This is a genomic window from Mucilaginibacter sp. 14171R-50, assembly GCF_010093045.1.
Lineage (GTDB): Bacteria > Bacteroidota > Bacteroidia > Sphingobacteriales > Sphingobacteriaceae > Mucilaginibacter.
Map to the genome: position 1 here is coordinate 1,606,498 of NZ_CP048115.1, position 17,517 is coordinate 1,624,014.

Consider the following 17,517-nt stretch of genomic DNA (forward strand, 5'->3'; position numbering starts at 1 on the left):
AATATCATGTCACATCATCATCATCCACACAAAGAAGAAAAAAACTACGATTATGTATACTACCTGGTAGCTTTGGTTTGCGGTATGTTCGTAGGCGCTATAGTTGAAAGAGGGTTTATCTGGATACCGGTAGGTGGTGTTTTTGGTTTATTAACCGCAGCCCTGTTCATTAAATTTCTGGTGAGAGGCCGTGAAGAGGTCTGATAATACCGATCTCCCATCTTTTATAAAAAACTGGAACCAGTTTTACGGTGTGGTTATCGTATGGCTGGTTTTTTTAATTTTAGTATTTTGGCTCATCACAAAGTATTTTGAATGAGCTTAACCGACTGGATAGTTCTCGGCAGCACGCTGCTTGCCATAGTTGCTTATGGCGTATGGAAAAGCGGCAACAGCAAAAATATCGACCAATACTTCGGCAACCGTTCGCTGCCATGGTACCATGTAGGTTTATCCGTTATGGCCACCCAGGCCAGCGCCATTACCTTTTTATCGGCCCCGGGCCAGGCTTACAGCGACGGGATGCGTTTTGTGCAGTTCTACTTTGGGCTGCCGCTTGCCATGATCGTTTTGTGTATAACCTTTGTGCCAATATTTCACAAGCTTAAAGTTTACACCGCTTACGAATTTTTAGAGCAGCGTTTCGATCTCAAGACACGGGCGCTTACCGCTATTTTATTTTTGATTCAACGGGGCCTGTCTACGGCTATCACCATATATGCACCGGCAATTATCCTTTCGGGTATATTACATATCAACACTACCTATACCACATTATTTATTGGCGGGCTGGTTTTGTTTTATACCGTTTACGGCGGGGCCAAGGCCGTATCGTATACCCAACTGCTGCAAATGAGTATCATTTTTACCGGGATGTTCACGGCGGGTGTTTTGGTGGTAATGTTATTGCCCCAAAACGTCGGTTTTATAAAAGCCATTAAGCTGGCCGGCAACCTGGGCCGCATGAACGTTATCGACTGGAAGTTTGATGCCGATAATCGTTACAACATATGGAGCGGTATCATCGGCGGTTTCTTTCTGCAGTTATCTTATTTCGGTACCGACCAAAGCCAGGTTGGGCGTTATTTAACAGGTAGCTCCGTGGGGCAAAGCAGGCTCGGCCTGATCATGAACGGGCTGATCAAAGTTCCTATGCAGTTTTTAATACTACTGATAGGTGTGCTTGTGTTTAGCTTTTACCAGTTTAACAGGCCGCCGGTGTTTTTTAATAATTACGAGGTAGAACAGGTAAAGAGGAGCCAGTATGCCCCGCAATTTAACCTGTTAGAAAAACGATATGGCGACGCCTTTAACCACAAAAAACAAAAGACCGAAGACCTCATAAAAGCGTTGGATAGTAAAGATGAACAGCAAATAATTACCGCAAAAGCCGGTTTAAAAGCCGCTGAGGCGCAAACCGACTCGGTGAGGAAAAGCGCTATCAGCATCATAAAGAAAAACAGCGGCAACGACAACGTAAACGATACCAACTACGTTTTTCTTACGTTTGTAACGCATTACCTGCCGCGGGGACTGATAGGATTGCTTATTGCCATTATCTTTCTGGCCTCTATGGGTTCCACAGCCAGTGGCCTTAACGCCCTCGGATCGACTACCATGGTTGATATTTACAAACGTATATTAAAGCCCAACGAAAGCGATCATACTTATGTAACGGCATCGCGCGTGGCAACGGTGTTTTGGGGGGTGGTTTGTATTGGCATGGCGCTTTACGCAAGCAAGATAGGTAACCTGTTAGAAGCCGTTAATCAACTCGGATCGTACATTTACGGCACCATCCTGGGGGTGTTTATTGTGGCTTTTTACATAAAAAGTATAAAAGGTACGCCCGTATTTGCTGCAGCAGTAATTACCGAAATAATAATATGTATTATGGGGTATTATAATGCGGTAGCCTATCTTTGGTTAAACGCAATTGGCTGCATCGGGGTAATTATAATTGCCTGGCTGTTAAATATATTTATCATGCAAAAAAAGCCTGCCCTAAGGTAATCCACCCAAAAAATTACGCTCAAACAAACACATCGGGTATTTTAGCATTTGTACTATAACACCGGTATGAAAGCTAAAAACAATGCATCCATCTATAGCGCGCTGGCAGCTAACCTGCTTATAGCGGTAACCAAATTTATTGCAGGCGGTTTCACCAACAGTTCGTCTATGATATCCGAAGGTATACACTCTATGGTTGATACTGTAAACCAGGTACTGCTGTTATATGGCTTAAAACAAAGCAAAAAAAAGCCCGATACTATCCATCCGTTTGGGTACGGCAAGGAACTTTACTTCTGGTCGTTCATGGTATCGATACTCATATTTGGTTTGGGCGGGGGCATATCGGTTTACCAGGGCATACAGCATATTATTAAACCCGAGCCGGTTAACAACCCTATGTGGAACTATATTGTACTGGCGCTATCGGCAATTTTCGAGGGTACATCGCTTATTATCGCCATAAAAGAATTTAACAAGGTTCGCGGTGGCTTGTCATGGTGGAACGCGATTGTTAAAAGTAAAGATCCGTCCAGCTTTTTGGTTTTATTTGAAGATGGCGCAGCGGTGCTTGGCCTTGCCATTGTATTTGTATTTATGCTGATAGGCCATAACTATCACATGCCTTATATGGATGGTATTGCGTCTGTGCTGGTTGGGCTGCTACTGGTGTTTGTATCGGCCATATTGGCCAGAGAAAGCCGCAGCCTGTTAATGGGCGAAGGCATCGGGCGCGATACCCAGCATCAAATAAGGGTGCTTGCCGAGAAAGATAAGGCTGTTATAAGGGTGGTTAACGTGTTATCAACCTACCAGGCGCCCGACGAGGTTGTATTAATGCTGATCATAGAGTTTGATCCGGATATCGACACCGAGGATATCACCGCATCGATAGAGCGGATGCGACTGGCCATAAAAACAACCTTCCCGCTAATAAAGCTGGTGTTTGTACAACCCCAAACCTACACACGCATCCCCAGCAGTTTGTTCGAAATAAAAAAGCCTTAAACTTTTTGTTTAAGGCTTTTTACTATACGGTGTTGTAATTATTCTTTTATTCTTTAGCCTGGGCTATTACGGCTTCGTTCAGGCGTACATATTCATCATCGTTGCTGGCTTTGGCTAACCTTACACCCTCCTGGGCGGTTGCAACAGCCGCTGCTTTATCGCCAGTTTTCAATTGTATGCGTGCCTTCCATAATTTATACCACGGGCCGTTTGGCTCAAGCTTTTCAGCTTCAAGCACCCATTGCATAGCTTTTTTAAGGTCTTTATCATTTTCGTAGTAATACTGTATGGCGTTAAAATAAGGGCGTTTCTTAACATCCCCCTGCATCAACTTATCAATGTTGGCAGTTATCTGCGCATCATCGTCTGTTTGCATATGAATAGGAACCGCGGTATGGTCCCATATAATATACAGGTCGGTTGTTTTAGTGGTTGAGTTAGCAAACGCAATAGTAAAGGTTTCGCGTTTTTCTTTAACTGTTATAGGCTTTACGGTAAAACGTAAAAGGTCATCGGCTTTTTTATAGTCGTAAGCACCCCATTGTTTAGCCGTTTTATTTAAGATAATGGTCCAGCTATTTGGCTCCGGGATGCTGAAAAGGGCATACGTGCCTGCGGGCACTTTGTTGCCTTCAACCAATACATCTTCGCTAAAGGTTATGGTAGTGGCAGCGTTTGCGCCGGTGCGCCATACTTCGCCATATGGGTTTATGCCGCCAAATATTTTACGGCCTTTAACGTTGGGGCGCGAGTAGGTTATCGTAATTTTTCCCAACCCGAAATCCTGTATAATAGTTTGGGTTGAACTGGCTTCGGGGATACGCGGCTTGTCCTGCGCAGAAGCAATTATGGTAGCACATGCCAACAGCATGGTTATAACACCTTTAAAATATTTTTTCATCGTCATAGTTATTACGAAGTTACTAATTGTAAGATGAATTTTAAGTGAAATATATACAAAGGATTTTTGTGAACTGCGTAAAAAATAAAAGCCCCCCAGACTTGCTCCGGGGGACTTTCAACCTAAACCTTATCACAATTAACCGGCAAGATTGCCGGTATGCATAGCGTAGAACAAATACTATACCAAAATTGCACAAGCGCTAAAAATTTTCTAAATGTGTCAAAACGACGGAATAGGACCTCTTATAAAGGGCATCTGCTATCGTATACGACAGTAGTGTTGGTTATTTTATACAAGCAGGCATACAGTTATTGCAGCTTTGTGATGTTTTTACGGCGCAGATAGTTATCCAGTAAAAACAGACCCATTACCACATCAAAGAACAGGAACCCTTTAATTACCGGACCTGTAAAATAACTGCTTACCTGCGGAACGTTTAATTGCGTAACGTTTAGCTGCCCGGGTAATTTAAAGCCCGTGCCCGCCGACCAGTTTACCGCGCCTAAGGCATACATTAATAATACTACCAGGCTTACCGCAAAAAAAGCCGATATCCCTAAAATGATACGTTTATCAATAGCCGCCTTTAGCGGCTGTTTCGCATTTTCTATGCGGATGTTTTCCATTACGTTATAGGTAAAGGCCATCGGTGGCTCATCCAGGTCCATCGCGCTGAATGCTGTATTCAATTGCAGCAACTCATTGTACTTTTTTTGATATACCTCGTCCTGTTCAATAAGCATGGCAATGGCCTGCTGCTCTTGCGGGGTGCAGGTACCATCAATGTAGTTCCAAAGCTTTTCTTCTATACTGTTCATATCAATTCGTTAACTTCATGTTTCAAATTACGCTCCAGCCTTTCTTTCAAACGCTGGCGGGCTCTAAATAGTTTCACCTTAACCGTGTTGGCCTCTATCCCCGTGGCCTGCGATATTTCTTCAAGCGATTGCTCACCCTTGTAAAACATGGTTATAATAGCGGCATCGTCAGGCAATAATTGTTGTATAGCCTCATTCAAATAATACGATCGTGACTTATTTTCAACGTTATAATCGTAACCGCTTGGCTTGCTCTCTATTTGTATATAGCTTTCATCGTCATCGATAGAAGCCGTATCAACCCGCTTTTTCCGCAAAAAAGTCATGGCGGTGGTGTAAACAATACTGTACAGCCACGTGCTGAATTTTGATTGCTGCTGAAAAGAAGATAACGACCGGTATGCCTTTATAAAACAATCCTGTGCTATCTCTTCGGCATCCTCGCGGCTTTTTGCAAAACGCATAGCCAAAGTAAATACAAAACGCTGGTGGCGCTTTACCAGGTCGGCGTAGGCCGCTTGGTTGCCACCCAGGGTTTGCTCAATTAGTTCGATATCCGAAAACTTGCTTTGCATATATACAAACACTGTGACTACAAACCGGCGAATTAGGTTACAGGTCGATCTGTAATTTTAGAATTAAGATTTTAGCCCCCGCTTCGCTAATTAAATTTAAGTATTAGTATCTGTATATTATACGGTATAGCCCCATCTAAAATCATAAGGCACAAAATTTAAATATTTTTTACCACAGGTGTAACCTCTACAAAAATCATGTGGTCATAGCTTACAAATACACCGTAGCGGTGGTTTAGCACGAACAAAATTTATCAATTTTTTAACTTAAAATATCATGGACGCAAAATTTTTAATTCCAATTTTAATTTCTCTGGGGCTTTTCGCAATGATCTTCGGGATCTATTATATCAGGAACCGCGAACGTATGGCAATGATAGAGCGGGGCATGGACCCACGCGGCTATAAAGTGCAACCTGCACCTTATCAAAACCTTAAATGGGGCTTATTACTAATTGGCGCAGGCCTGGGGCTGTTTTTAGCTTACCTGCTTGACCGTACCGTTTTTTCAAATTCACAAAACGAGAATGAAGCGATCTATTTTGGTTTAATAGCCATATTTGGCGGACTTGGCCTGGTGCTATCTTACCGTATTGAAAAGAAAGAACTTTACGACAACGACCTTAATAAATAACCTTAATAAGCAGAAGCATTAAAGGAGCCGACAGGCTCCTTTTTTTTTGTTATAATATTAATTCCTGTTATCTTTATATGAAAATTCTAATCGTGATGAAGAATAAAATATTATTAATGATGACGCTGATGGTCGCGGGGCTTTCGGCATCAGCGCAAACCGCTGAGAAGAAGGCGAAAATAACCAACGCTTCGGAAGCGGTTTATAATGTGAACACCACCAATAATCATAAAGAGGGCGTGTATGCAATACAAAACCTTAATAACAATGGTTTATGGTTACAGGGTGTATATAAGGATGACCAAAGGGCCGGTAACTGGAACTTTTTTAATAAAGATTTCAAATTATTTATGCGCTATAATTATGATCAGAAAAAACTGGCATTTTTAGATGAACATGCGCTTGATAACGTAATTGTTACCATTTTAAGTGATGACGATAAGGTACGAAAAGACGCTTCGGTTCCGTTGCCGCTTTGCTCGATAGATTATTATTTACAGCTAATGGCAAATAATATTTACGCCGTCAGGGATGCAAAATATAAAGATATGGATGCAGAGGTAACTGCTCGTATTGGTACCGATGGTAAAGCAACCTATACCGTAATTTACTCGGTAAACGGCAAAAAGGCCGACAAACAGAAGGTGACCCTGCCAGACGACAAGTTTGCTGTTGAATGGATACCCAGTATGTACAATGATAAACCCGTTGAATCGGAATTTACGGCCTACCTGAAAATACAGGGAGACGAACCCGCTGCGGACCACATGAGAAGGACCAGCTGGAACTATTAAAGAGTAACTGCATAATAAAACGGCCTGTCAAATTTTTTGACAGGCCGTTTTATTTATAAATAGCGATGTTTTATAATATTAAGGTGATATATTTCGTGCCCGGCAGTAATATATACCAATGCAGCAACTTTAACCACCGCGCCGCTGGCCACACCACTATGCCCTAATTGTTCAGCACTGAATGACCGGTACAAATACAAGGTGGCTTGGCGCACCGCTCTAAACTCTTCAGCAAGGCTTTGCATGGTACGGCTGTTAAAGTCGGTGCTGTTTACATAGGTCTCCTGGTCAAAGCCGGGCAGGGATATATCCTCGCGCGAAAAAACAAAGGCGCGGAACGAGAATACCCTTTCGGTATCTATCATGTGGCCAAGCACTTCCTTTAATGTCCATTTACCATCAGCATAGGCATGCATGGCCTGCTCTTCACTCATGTTGTGGAACAGGTTGTAGGTAAACGCCTGATTATCGGCCAACAGCTGCAAAACATCGGCGCCTTCAGGCACTGCGTTCACGTATCCTGCTGCATAGGGCGGGTACTCGTCAGAGTTTGGCTTGCTTATCATACTTTATTGTTTTTAAAACTATCCTAAATGTGGTACCCTTACCCAGCTCAGACTCTTTAATAAAGATCTGCCCGTCGTGGTAATTTTGTATAATGCGTTTTGTTAACGACAGGCCCAGCCCCCAGCCGCGCTGCCTTGTAGTATAACCCGGCTGAAAAACCGTATCAAACTTTGAGCGCGCTATGCCTTTGCCGGTATCGGTAATATCAATAAATATCAGTTTTTTTGGTTTGTTGCCCGTTACGGATACCCTTATGGTCCCGGTGCCTTCAATCGCATTCACTGCGTTTTTCAGCAGGTTTTCCAAAACCCAATCAAACAAGGGGATGTTCAGTCCGGCGGTTAAACGGCGGTTGCCTGTCAGTTCAAACGTGATCCGGTTGCTCGCCCGCACCCTGAAATAGTCTACAAAATCTTTTACTACATCGTAAACCGGGTGTTCATCCAGCTTTGGTTTCGACCCGATCTTCGAAAAACGGTCGGCTACTATCTCAAGCCGCTTTACATCGTTCTCCATTTCGGCCATAAGCGGGTCGTCCTCAGCATTGAATTTTTCTTTCATCACCTCAATCCAGGCCATTAACGATGATATGGGGGTTCCCAGTTGGTGAGCGGTCTCTTTAGCCAGGCCTACCCATACCTGGTTTTGCTCGGATTTGCGCGAAGAACTGAACGCCGTATAAGCAACTAATAAAAATATGGCGATAACCGATAACTGTATATAGGGGAATATTTTTAACTGCGTTAGCAGGGGCGAATCTTTATAATACACAAGCCACGGTTCGTTAAAAACAGTTGTAAGCCTTATGGGCTCGTGCTGCTTTTTCATGTAAGCCAGCTCATCTTTAAAATACTGCAGGTCGAATTTCTTTTTCTGGCTCTTGAGCTCCTCTTTATCCAGATTGATGAATGTTTTAGTCGAATCTAATCCCCGGGTAAACAAAAAGTCGCCTTTCGCATCGGTAACAATGGCGGGCACAATAAGGCTATCGCGTACAGATAAAACGTACGACAAGAAGTCATTATCGTATGTGTTACCTATCTGTTTCATACTTAATGCCCATACCTGGGCCCGCGTACGTTCGCTGTGTGCAATATTTTTTACAAGATAGCTGGTATAAAAAACCGACCCGCTGGCAATAACCACGGCAAAGGCAAGCAAAAAATATTTCCAAAGGCGTTTTTGTTGATACGGGTTCATAAAGAGATGCTCAAATAACGGGATTTTTTTCGGGATCGGGTCATTTTAGCCCTTCTTCAACCCGTTCAATTACGGCCGATATTTCTTCAGCACGCTTATGCCATGTGTTACTCTCGGCGGTTTTTAAGCGCGCCTGCCGTTTTTCGGGCGTATCTTCAGTCATTTCGCTTAATACATATTGCAGAAACGCTTCTTTGTCGTCGGTTATTTTTATCAGGTTGCTAAAATCAGCAATGTCACCAAAATTGGTACTTACCACAGGGAGCCCCGCGGCCAGGTACTCGTTTATTTTCATGGGATAAATACCCTTTGTAAAATCGTCCTTTACAAAAGGTATGATACCAACCGAAAAAGCTTGCAGGTAAGCAGGGAGCTGTTCAGGTGCTTTAGGGCCTTCAACCTTTACGTTGGGGTATTTTTTTAGTATGGCTTCGCCGCGTTCGCTTAGTGTGCGGCCAACAAAAACAAATTCAGCATGGGGCATGTGGGTAAAAAGGTGCTGCAACAGATCATAATCAGACCGGTCATCCACCGTGCCTACATAACCAATAACCATTTTGGCATGGTTTGGTGTATTGTTAAAGCCTTTCCTGAACAGATCAACCTTTACGGCATTCTTTACTATAAAGCATTGTTTACAAAAGTCTTTCTTGCTGTCATAAAGGCCCTTTGAAGTTACAATAACCGCGTCGGCCATTTTCATAAATGCAGCCTCGAGCCTAAGGCCATGTTTGCTTAGCCATGATGGGGCGCCCTTAATTTCGTCATAACAATGGTATATCAGTGTTTTTTCGTTAAAGGTGCGGCCGGTTATAACGCCCATGCCCGGGTTAAATGATGTGAAATTGATTAGCTCGTGCTGCATTTCCAGCTGCTTTAACGCTTTTTTTATACTGCGCCGCAAAAGCCAGCCATTAAACTTCAGCAGGTTGTTATACAGTAGGCCGTTTGGCAGAAAATTTACAGGGAACACCAGGGGCGGGAAGAGTACATACACCCGGCCCCCGTTATCGGTTGGTATTGTTTTTATACGGCTTTTTAAGCCAAACGCCTTTGCAAAGTCTATTTTGTCCTTATCTCTTACACCGGCAAGGGCATCTTTATAAGTATAAGCGTTCTCTACAAATAATACCCTGTTACTTGCCGAAAGAACTTTCATGAGCTCAACAACAGCCTTAATGTAATTACCGTTCCATTCGGTTCCGCTTATGCACAAAATATTGCGGTTGTGTATCATGCCCGGGTATTTATTGCTAAACTAATAATAAAACCTGTTGTTATTAAACATTAAATGGTTTTCCAAACAACTAATGGTGATGAATTATATGTTTTAACGCCTTTAAAATTTTTCAAAAATAGTTTACCTTTAAAACGGTAAGTAAATATTGCTTATCGATAAAAACCCTTTAAAAAATGTCTGATAACAAACTGTATGTTCATTATGGTTGCGGCCAAACAGCTCCGCAGGAATGGGCTAATTTTGATGTGTCGCCAACGCTTGTTATTCAAAATACACCGGTTGTAGGTTTTTTGCTTAAAAAAAGCCTGGGTCAGGTATTTGATAAGAACGTTAGGTATGGCGATATTACAAAGGGTTTACCGGGCATAAAAGATAACAGCGTCGATGGGGTTTATTGTTCGCATGTATTAGAGCACATGTCGCTCGAGCATTTCAGAATAGCGCTGCGTAATACTTATAAAATGCTGAAACCGGGCGGCATATTCAGAATGATAATGCCCGACCTGGAGGTTTTGGTGCGCGATTATATCAACGATAAAGATGTAAAGCATGATCCTGAAGCGTCAATCACCCTCATCAAAAGAATGATGATGGGCGTTGAGGTTAGGCCGCGAAGCTTTAAAGCGGTTACCAAACATTTATTCGGATACCTTGAACACCTCTGGCTGTGGGATTGGGAATCGACAGAAAAAGAATTGCGCGACGCGGGTTTTACCAACATCCGCAGGTGCGAGTTTAACGACTCGGCCGACCCTATGTTCAAGCTGGTAGAAAACCCAAAACGATGGGAATTAGTTGTAAAGTTTGAAGCCATAAAATAACTTATTTGCCGATATAAAATGCTGTCCCGTTTTTCGGGATGGCATTTTTTTTAGCGAAATAAGGATAGCTTATTTTTTCGTTATATTACATATTGCGCTTCACAAAGTTACTTAGTACTATATATTAACTTTAAATAAAAGATGCCTTATCTGATAGGTTAATTTGTAAATTAGCGGGTACTATGGCCCCTGTTAATTATCACCACCCTAAAGGGCTTTTGCTGTGCTTATTTTTGCTTGTAATGGTAACGGTTGCTGCTGTACCTAAAGGCGATAATAAGCCTTTAATAAAAAGAATTACCCGGTTCAGTACTGTCGATTCCGCAAGGCGTTATAGCGATTCGCTCTTAAATATTGCTAAAAAGCAAAACAATAAGGTGTTTGAAGCCCAGATACTTTACACCACATCGTTTAAATATTACCAGGCAGGCGAAGAAAATACCGCGTTAGATTATGCGCGGCGTGCTGTTGTTGCAATAAGCCCAAAAGCAGACTCTGTTACCTATGTAAAGGCGCGGTTAATGATAGCCTACATGCTTAGCCGCAGCGCCCAAAACGAGCCGGCTTTAAAAGAAGCCTTTGCCACACTGAAAATAACTGATAAATATGGCTGGCGAAAGCTGCGCATTGAAACCAAAATATGCATTGCAGATATTTACCGCCCCTTACGCGAAATTAACCGGGCATTGCCATTTGCAGGACAGGCGGCAAACGAGGCTCTTGCCCTGCGTGATACCGGCCTTTACATCTTTGCAGCCAGCACCTTATCAAATGTTTATTCGGGCCCCAAAAAGCATGGGGATATACCTGCCGAAAACCTGGCGAAAGCTGCATATTATCTCGAAAGGATACTAAATCCACCGTTTGAGAAGAATATACCAAATTTTGCAAAAGCTAATTATATGGGCAACCTGGGCAGGCTTTACCAGATGCAGGGCAAGCCAGATAAGGCCGAGGCTGTGCTGCTAAGGTCGTTAGATATTGCTTCCAAATATAATTACCCATCGCTGGCAAAGCATAGCCTCAATGAGTTAGCCACCCTGTCCATTGATCGTAAACAATATAAAAAAGCGGTTGATTACGATACCCGCGCGCTGGCAATACAATCCGGCGCTAATAGCAACCGGGTTTTACAGCGCGATATTTACAACAAACTGGCTGATGCTTACGCCGGGCTTAAAGATTACAAGCGGGCGTTTGATTTTGCGGTTAAAGAAAACCGCCTAAACGATAGCATACTTACAACCGACCAGGGCCAGTTTGCCGCCGAACTGGATAAAAAATATCAAAATGACAAGCGCCTGTTACTGGCCGATAACCGTAGTAATTTGCTTAAGCAGCAACGCAACTTTACAATTGTAGCGGCGTTGTTTGCACTATTGGCAATTATTGCTGCATACAGGTGGTTTGTATATAAAAAGAGAAAAGAAGCTGCCGCTCTTGTTCGCGAACATCAGCAACTGGCGAAAATAGATGCTATGAAAAGCAGATTTTTTGCAAACATCAGCCACGAGTTAAAAACTCCGTTAACCTTAATAATGGGGCCGGCCGAGCAGTTGCTGCAGGGTAAATTAACACCCCAAGAGCGCTTAGCTAATTTGCAGGCAATAACACGCAACAGCAAAAAATTGCTGAATATGGTTAACGAATTGCTTGATCTTGGAAAAATAGATTCAGGTGGTTTATTAGCAAAGCCACAAACAGTAAACCTGGCCGCGTTTATAAAGCTTCTGTTTCAGGGTTTCGCTTCTGCCGCCGAATATAAAGGTGTCAGGTATACGCTTAGCTGCAATATTAACGAAAACCTGCATGTATTGTTAGACAAGGATAAGTTTGAGAAGATAGCCAATAATTTCATTAGCAACGCCATAAAGTTCACTCAAGCGGGGCGGTCTGTAAATGTGGTAGCTGCTGCGCCCGATGATATGATAGCCTTTAGCGTACAAGACAACGGCCCGGGCATACACCCCGATGACCTGCCGCAAATATTTGACCGCTACTACCAGGGCAGGCAAAGCAGTTTAAACGCAGAAGGAGGGACAGGCATAGGTCTCTCAATAGCTAAAGAATTTGCCGAACTGATGGGTGGGCGTGTGGAGATTGAAAACGTATATGGTGAAGGTGCTACGTTTAAAGCATACATACCATTGGCTGCGGTAACCGTACAAAACAGCCATGTAAGCCTCACCGGCCCGGTTGACGCACCAGGCAACGCCGCAGGTGCACAAACGAGTAAGTCGGTTTTACTGGTAGAAGACCACGACGAAATGGTGCGGTACGTTGCTTCGGTTATCTCTCCCTCATATAATATAAAAACCGCAGGTAATGGTATTATAGCGTTACAGATGTTAAACAACGCCACGGTATTACCCGATCTGATCATATCTGATGTGATGATGCCCGAGATGGATGGATTTACACTTTTAAGCAAGTTAAAAGAACATCCTGTTTACTGCCGTATACCGGTAATAATGCTTACGGCCTTATCAGATAGCCGTAATAAGCTACGCGCGCTAAACATTGGAGTAGACGATTATTTAACCAAACCATTTATAGCCGGCGAACTGCTTGCACGTACCGCTAACCTGCTGGCCAATGCTGCGGGAAGGGGCTATTCGCAATTTGACACCGTCGATCCGGACCGGCATGCAATTAGCCCTGACGTGGTTTCAGCGGGTACCCCCTTACCGCCATCGCCCGCGGACATGGCATGGCTTAGCAATTTTGAAAAGACACTACGTACCCACCTTGGTAAAACCGAGATAAATATCACCATACTCAGCGACGAGATGGCCATTAGCGAAAGGCAGCTATTCAGGCGTATTAAAGATATTACAGGCTTAACACCTAATAAATATATTCGCACCGTTAGGCTACAGGTTGCGCGCGAAGCTATTGAAAGCGGCAAATACCGCACCGTTGCCGAGATATCATACCTGGCGGGGTTTGAAACGCCGGCTTATTTTAGCAAATTATTTAAGGAACATTACGGCCGCGAGGTTACCGAACTTTTATAGCCCTAATTAATGTAGGTTAATTTTAAATTGAAAATGGCGATTTTGTATACTTAAATGGCAGTTTTATTTACAAAAATGGCAGTTTTATTTTGGGCTAACGCCTGATTTTTGGGGAAACCCAAACACAAAATGGAACTGATATTCAACGAACAAAAAGCAACAATGAAAGTGGCGGCAGAACCCAAACAAGATGCGGCTTGCCCGCGCTGCGGCAGAAATGCTTGTGAGCGTATAAAGCGTGGCATACTGGTTAAAACATTTTTACCCTGGTTAAAATTAAAACGCTACCGCTGCCACGGCTGCATGCATGCATTTTACAAGGTAAAAAGCTAAACAGCCCCCGTAAGGTTATTTATATTGTACATATTTGCCGCATTTTGCTATTATTACATTTCTATAAAACTATCGGCAATGAAACATTATGGCCTTATCGGGTTCCCGCTTTCGCATTCTTTTTCAAAGAAGTATTTCACGGAAAAGTTTGAAACGGAAAACATAGCAGATTGCACGTACGAGTTGTACCCTTTAGAAAATATCAACGACCTGCCGAAACTGCTGCATCAACACCCTAATCTTTGCGGCCTTAACGTAACTATACCGCATAAGGTGGCCGTTTTAAAATACCTGGATTGGATAGAACATGACGCTAAAGGCGCAGGAGCTGTTAATTGTATACGCGTTACCTCCGAAAGCCCCTTGCAGGCAGCGTTTTCGGGCGAGGTTGGTGTTGAAGGCCACGACTTTAGGCTCGAAGGCTACAACACCGATATTTATGGATTTGATATGTCTATAAGTCCGCTGCTTACCAACCAGCACGATACAGCCCTGATACTGGGCGATGGGGGAGCGGCCAGGGCCGTTAAATGCGTGCTGGATAACAAAGGCATCACTTATAATTGCGTTACACGTAAAGCCATACCCGGCAATATATTATTCAGCGATCTTACCCCGCGCCTTATTAAAGAAAATAAGCTTATCATCAATACCACCCCGCTGGGTACGTATCCAAACATTGATGAATGCCCGCCTATCCCATACGAAGCAATAACCGGCGATCACCTTTTGTTCGACCTGATCTATAATCCCGAAGAAACCCTGTTCCTGAAAAAAGGAGCGGAGCACGGTGCCGTTACAAAAAACGGATATGAAATGTTAGTATTGCAAGCAGAAAAAGCCTGGGAAATATGGAATTCAAAAGCAAAGCACCCATGAGATACCTTGTGTTATTTATTGTGATAATAGGTATAGCCGGCTGCGGTGGTAATGCCGATTATTCGCCTAAACCACGGGGTTACTACCGTATCGTATTCCCTGCTAAAGAATATCAGCGGTATACCGAAGGCTGCCCCTTTACTTTTGAGTATCCGAAGTATGGCAGAGTAGAGGCAGATAAATCGGCCAATGCAAAACCCTGCTGGCAAAATATACAGTTCCCGCAGTTTAATGCCACGCTTCATTTAAGCTATCAGCCGGTAACTTCGAAAAAAGAGTTTAACGAGTTGATAGAAGATGCTCACAAGCTTAGCTTTAAACATACCGTAAAGGCAACATCTATTGACGAGGGTGTGATAGCCTACCCCGACCGTAAGGTTTATGGCATTTATTACACCATTGATGGTAACGCGGCATCATCGGCGCAGTTTTACCTTACAGACAGTACCAAACATTACCTGCGCGGTGCCCTTTACTTTAACTCCGAGCCGCGCCTCGATTCGATTCAGCCGGTGCTTAACTTCATAAAGAAGGATGTGGATGTGATGATAAAAACGTTTAAGTGGAAATAAAGCGAAAAGCTTTTTATTCGCTTTAGGCTTTAATCTTTCTGCTTTCGGCTCAATAACCTACTTTTGCTCCATGGCTACCATTCAATCCTTCGAAAACAATCCCTACCAGGAAAACACCTACTTGTTGTTCGACGAAACCGGCGAATGCGCCATTATTGACCCGGGGATGTACACAGCCGCCGAGCAAAACGCGGTCGTAGATTTTATTCAGGAGAATAAACTTACACCTGTGCTATTGCTAAATACCCACTGCCATATAGACCATGTGTTGGGCAATAAGTTTATTTTCGACCAGTTTGGCTTAAAGCCCAGGTTTCATATTGGCGAATCGGATACGCTGGCAGCGGTTGTGGCTTATGCACCTGCCATGGGTTTCAGGTACGACGCTTCGCCGCTGCCTGATGAATACCTGCCCGAAACCGGGGCCGTTAAATTTGGCAACACCGAATTGCAACTGATATTTGCGCCCGGGCATTCGCCAGCGCATTTGTGTTTTTATGATAAAACGGCAAACATACTGACAGGCGGTGATGTATTGTTCAGGAACAGCATTGGCCGTACAGATTTACCCGGGGGTAATTTTAGCACCCTGGTAAAAAATATCGAAGAAAAACTTTTCGCCCTGCCTGACGATTGTACGGTTTATCCGGGCCATGGCCCCGAAACAACCATTGGCTACGAGAAACAAACTAACCCATATTTGTAAATAAAGCGCATTTGAACACGTCCGTCTATATAGCCAAAAGGTATCTGTTCTCCAAAAAGCAGACCCACGCCATCAATATTATATCAGGCATATCCATATTGGGTGTGCTGGTTGGCAGCGCGGCTTTGATCATTATCCTTTCGGTGTTTAACGGGTTAGAGCAGGTTATTTTATCGTTATACAGCAACTTTACACCCGAACTTAAGATAGAACCGCGCCAGGGCAAAACATTTGACCCTAACGAGCCTTACTTTGTTGCACTTGCAAAAGATAAGAACGTGCTATCGTACACGCAGGTATTGCAGGAAAAAGCATTGATAAGGTACTCGGACAGGTCGTTCATCGGTACCATAAAGGGCGTAAGCGATGACTTTTTAAAAGGTAAACAGTTAGACAGCACCATACAGTTCGGTTCGTTTACGTTGAAAGACAACGGGGCAAATTATGCGGTTATAGGCGCTACGGTACAGGGTAACCTGGGTGTTAGCTTAAAGGATCAATTTACATCGCTGCAAATATTTTCGCCCAGGCGCAGTGCCGGCAACTCGTCAAACCCTATGAACGATTTTGTCTTCCGGTCTATTCATCCCTCGGGTGTATTTGGCATTCAGCAGGATTTTGACGACCAGATTATTACGCCTATCGGGTTTACCCGCGACCTACTCGACGAGCCTGATAAGGTATCGTCCATTGAAATAAATTATAAAACCGGCACCGACCTTGACGAAAAGCAGGATGCTATACTTGAAAAGATAGGAAAGGACTTTACGGTTAAAAATCGCAAGCAACAGAACACCGAGTTATACAAAACCATTAATTACGAACGCTGGTCTATTTTTATGATACTAACGTTTGTACTGGTTATTGCCATATTTAACATCATAGGTTCGTTAACTATGCTGGTTATTGATAAGCGAAAGGATATTGCCATTTTAACCAGCCTGGGCGCCAATAAAAAGGTAATACAAGGCATCTTTTTTTTCGAGGGGATGATGATATCTGTGATAGGCTGTATAGCCGGCCTTGCCCTGGGCCTGGTTATATGTTTTATACAACAGCAATTTGGCTTTATAAAAATGGGGTCAACCATGTCGGTGCTTGATGCATACCCCGTTGCTTTTAAATTAAGTGATATTGGACTGGTGTTTTTAACCGTTACCGTTATCGCGGTAATCGCATCCGGTATCAGCTCCAGCCTGAGCGTTAAACGGCTGGACGAGATAAAGCAGGAGCTATAGGTAACCCACCGCCCCTGCTCCCTCCATGCTGCGCAACGTGGGAATGGAAACGGGTTTTTCCTTACCTTATTTACAATTAAAGAGGGGATACAGGCGCGGCGCTGTCGGGCAGAGTAAAGCAATATTTACAAATACAATTTTGCATGCCACGTTCAATTCGTTAGCTTTAACGCATTACCTTCGCAAACAATAATTCAA

18 protein-coding genes are annotated in these 17,517 nt (G+C 43.4%); 12 read left to right on the top strand and 6 right to left on the bottom strand.

Annotated features, from left to right (window positions below):
* Positions 1 to 6 precede the first annotated feature (6 nt).
* The 3 genes from GWR56_RS07500 (at position 7) to GWR56_RS07510 (ending at position 3,021) form a co-directional block, all read left to right on the top strand.
* On the top strand, positions 7 to 204 hold the full coding sequence (locus GWR56_RS07500; protein WP_162430509.1) for a hypothetical protein: 198 nt from the start codon (positions 7 to 9) through the stop codon (positions 202 to 204).
* A gap of 111 nt (positions 205 to 315) precedes the next feature.
* Complete coding sequence (locus GWR56_RS07505; RefSeq protein WP_162430510.1) at positions 316 to 2,013, top strand: sodium:solute symporter; 1,698 nt, start codon at positions 316 to 318, stop codon at positions 2,011 to 2,013.
* 66 nt (positions 2,014 to 2,079) lie between these two features.
* Positions 2,080 to 3,021 carry a cation diffusion facilitator family transporter gene (locus GWR56_RS07510; protein ID WP_162430511.1) on the top strand — a complete coding sequence of 314 codons (942 nt, stop codon included), beginning with the start codon at positions 2,080 to 2,082 and terminating at the stop codon, positions 3,019 to 3,021.
* 46 nt (positions 3,022 to 3,067) lie between these two features.
* On the opposite strand, the gene GWR56_RS07515 is transcribed toward GWR56_RS07510, so the two are convergent.
* The 3 genes from GWR56_RS07515 to GWR56_RS07525 all read right to left on the bottom strand — a co-directional run bounded on the left by GWR56_RS07515 (position 3,068) and on the right by GWR56_RS07525 (position 5,318).
* Positions 3,068 to 3,922 carry a DUF2911 domain-containing protein gene (locus GWR56_RS07515; protein ID WP_162430512.1) on the bottom strand — a complete coding sequence of 285 codons (855 nt, stop codon included), beginning with the start codon at positions 3,920 to 3,922 and terminating at the stop codon, positions 3,068 to 3,070.
* A gap of 311 nt (positions 3,923 to 4,233) precedes the next feature.
* Positions 4,234 to 4,743 (bottom strand): hypothetical protein, encoded by a 510-nt coding sequence (locus GWR56_RS07520; RefSeq protein WP_162430513.1) that lies wholly within the window; start codon positions 4,741 to 4,743, stop codon positions 4,234 to 4,236.
* On the bottom strand, positions 4,740 to 5,318 hold the full coding sequence (locus GWR56_RS07525) for an RNA polymerase sigma factor (RefSeq protein WP_162430514.1): 579 nt from the start codon (positions 5,316 to 5,318) through the stop codon (positions 4,740 to 4,742). Before GWR56_RS07525 ends, GWR56_RS07520 begins: the two co-directional genes overlap by 4 nt.
* 277 nt (positions 5,319 to 5,595) lie before the next feature.
* Here GWR56_RS07525 and GWR56_RS07530 point away from each other — a divergent pair, with 277 nt between their 5' ends.
* Both GWR56_RS07530 and GWR56_RS07535 read left to right on the top strand, forming a co-directional pair.
* Entirely contained in the window at positions 5,596 to 5,952 is a 357-nt protein-coding gene (locus tag GWR56_RS07530; RefSeq protein WP_238395327.1) for a DUF6249 domain-containing protein, read from the top strand.
* 77 nt (positions 5,953 to 6,029) lie between these two features.
* On the top strand, positions 6,030 to 6,746 hold the full coding sequence (locus GWR56_RS07535) for a hypothetical protein (RefSeq protein ID WP_162430515.1): 717 nt from the start codon (positions 6,030 to 6,032) through the stop codon (positions 6,744 to 6,746).
* A 53-nt stretch (positions 6,747 to 6,799) separates the two neighbouring features.
* Here the strand turns inward: GWR56_RS07535 and GWR56_RS07540 are convergent, their stop codons facing one another.
* Genes GWR56_RS07540 through GWR56_RS07550 form a run of 3 tightly spaced genes read right to left on the bottom strand, consistent with a single transcriptional unit; the run spans position 6,800 to position 9,750 of the window.
* Positions 6,800 to 7,312 carry a DinB family protein gene (locus tag GWR56_RS07540; RefSeq protein ID WP_162430516.1) on the bottom strand — a complete coding sequence of 171 codons (513 nt, stop codon included), beginning with the start codon at positions 7,310 to 7,312 and terminating at the stop codon, positions 6,800 to 6,802.
* Positions 7,290 to 8,513 (bottom strand): HAMP domain-containing sensor histidine kinase, encoded by a 1,224-nt coding sequence (locus GWR56_RS07545; protein WP_162430517.1) that lies wholly within the window; start codon positions 8,511 to 8,513, stop codon positions 7,290 to 7,292. The genes GWR56_RS07540 and GWR56_RS07545 overlap by 23 nt, the downstream gene beginning before the upstream one ends.
* A gap of 40 nt (positions 8,514 to 8,553) precedes the next feature.
* Complete coding sequence (locus GWR56_RS07550) at positions 8,554 to 9,750, bottom strand: glycosyltransferase (RefSeq protein ID WP_162430518.1); 1,197 nt, start codon at positions 9,748 to 9,750, stop codon at positions 8,554 to 8,556.
* A 176-nt stretch (positions 9,751 to 9,926) separates the two neighbouring features.
* On the opposite strand from GWR56_RS07550, the gene GWR56_RS07555 reads away from it, so the two are divergent.
* The 7 genes from GWR56_RS07555 to GWR56_RS07585 all read left to right on the top strand — a co-directional run bounded on the left by GWR56_RS07555 (position 9,927) and on the right by GWR56_RS07585 (position 17,319).
* Positions 9,927 to 10,574 carry a methyltransferase domain-containing protein gene (locus GWR56_RS07555; protein ID WP_202925387.1) on the top strand — a complete coding sequence of 216 codons (648 nt, stop codon included), beginning with the start codon at positions 9,927 to 9,929 and terminating at the stop codon, positions 10,572 to 10,574.
* A gap of 182 nt (positions 10,575 to 10,756) precedes the next feature.
* Positions 10,757 to 13,591 (top strand): ATP-binding protein, encoded by a 2,835-nt coding sequence (locus GWR56_RS07560; RefSeq protein ID WP_162430519.1) that lies wholly within the window; start codon positions 10,757 to 10,759, stop codon positions 13,589 to 13,591.
* A gap of 129 nt (positions 13,592 to 13,720) precedes the next feature.
* Complete coding sequence (locus tag GWR56_RS07565; protein ID WP_162430520.1) at positions 13,721 to 13,924, top strand: hypothetical protein; 204 nt, start codon at positions 13,721 to 13,723, stop codon at positions 13,922 to 13,924.
* A gap of 78 nt (positions 13,925 to 14,002) precedes the next feature.
* The gene (locus GWR56_RS07570; protein ID WP_162430521.1) at positions 14,003 to 14,803 is read left to right on the top strand and encodes a shikimate dehydrogenase; all 801 of its coding nucleotides are present in this window, start codon (positions 14,003 to 14,005) and stop codon (positions 14,801 to 14,803) included.
* The gene (gldD, locus tag GWR56_RS07575; protein WP_202925388.1) at positions 14,800 to 15,375 is read left to right on the top strand and encodes a gliding motility lipoprotein GldD; all 576 of its coding nucleotides are present in this window, start codon (positions 14,800 to 14,802) and stop codon (positions 15,373 to 15,375) included. Before GWR56_RS07570 ends, gldD begins: the two co-directional genes overlap by 4 nt.
* A 70-nt stretch (positions 15,376 to 15,445) precedes the next feature.
* Positions 15,446 to 16,081: an MBL fold metallo-hydrolase gene (locus GWR56_RS07580; RefSeq protein ID WP_162430523.1), complete on the top strand. Its 636-nt coding sequence runs from the start codon at positions 15,446 to 15,448 to the stop codon at positions 16,079 to 16,081.
* Between the two features lie 11 nt (positions 16,082 to 16,092).
* Positions 16,093 to 17,319 (top strand): FtsX-like permease family protein, encoded by a 1,227-nt coding sequence (locus GWR56_RS07585; RefSeq protein WP_162430524.1) that lies wholly within the window; start codon positions 16,093 to 16,095, stop codon positions 17,317 to 17,319.
* The last annotated feature ends 198 nt before the right edge of the window (positions 17,320 to 17,517 follow it).

Coding starts and splice junctions, on each gene's coding strand:
- GWR56_RS07500 (WP_162430509.1), top strand. CDS start 7: ATGTCACATCATCATCATCCACACAAAGAAGAAAAAAACTACGATTAT.
- GWR56_RS07505 (WP_162430510.1), top strand. CDS start 316: ATGAGCTTAACCGACTGGATAGTTCTCGGCAGCACGCTGCTTGCCATA.
- GWR56_RS07510 (WP_162430511.1), top strand. CDS start 2,080: ATGAAAGCTAAAAACAATGCATCCATCTATAGCGCGCTGGCAGCTAAC.
- GWR56_RS07515 (WP_162430512.1), bottom strand. CDS start 3,922: ATGAAAAAATATTTTAAAGGTGTTATAACCATGCTGTTGGCATGTGCT.
- GWR56_RS07520 (WP_162430513.1), bottom strand. CDS start 4,743: ATGAACAGTATAGAAGAAAAGCTTTGGAACTACATTGATGGTACCTGC.
- GWR56_RS07525 (WP_162430514.1), bottom strand. CDS start 5,318: ATGCAAAGCAAGTTTTCGGATATCGAACTAATTGAGCAAACCCTGGGT.
- GWR56_RS07530 (WP_238395327.1), top strand. CDS start 5,596: ATGGACGCAAAATTTTTAATTCCAATTTTAATTTCTCTGGGGCTTTTC.
- GWR56_RS07535 (WP_162430515.1), top strand. CDS start 6,030: ATGAAAATTCTAATCGTGATGAAGAATAAAATATTATTAATGATGACG.
- GWR56_RS07540 (WP_162430516.1), bottom strand. CDS start 7,312: ATGATAAGCAAGCCAAACTCTGACGAGTACCCGCCCTATGCAGCAGGA.
- GWR56_RS07545 (WP_162430517.1), bottom strand. CDS start 8,513: ATGAACCCGTATCAACAAAAACGCCTTTGGAAATATTTTTTGCTTGCC.
- GWR56_RS07550 (WP_162430518.1), bottom strand. CDS start 9,750: ATGATACACAACCGCAATATTTTGTGCATAAGCGGAACCGAATGGAAC.
- GWR56_RS07555 (WP_202925387.1), top strand. CDS start 9,927: ATGTCTGATAACAAACTGTATGTTCATTATGGTTGCGGCCAAACAGCT.
- GWR56_RS07560 (WP_162430519.1), top strand. CDS start 10,757: ATGGCCCCTGTTAATTATCACCACCCTAAAGGGCTTTTGCTGTGCTTA.
- GWR56_RS07565 (WP_162430520.1), top strand. CDS start 13,721: ATGGAACTGATATTCAACGAACAAAAAGCAACAATGAAAGTGGCGGCA.
- GWR56_RS07570 (WP_162430521.1), top strand. CDS start 14,003: ATGAAACATTATGGCCTTATCGGGTTCCCGCTTTCGCATTCTTTTTCA.
- gldD (WP_202925388.1), top strand. CDS start 14,800: ATGAGATACCTTGTGTTATTTATTGTGATAATAGGTATAGCCGGCTGC.
- GWR56_RS07580 (WP_162430523.1), top strand. CDS start 15,446: ATGGCTACCATTCAATCCTTCGAAAACAATCCCTACCAGGAAAACACC.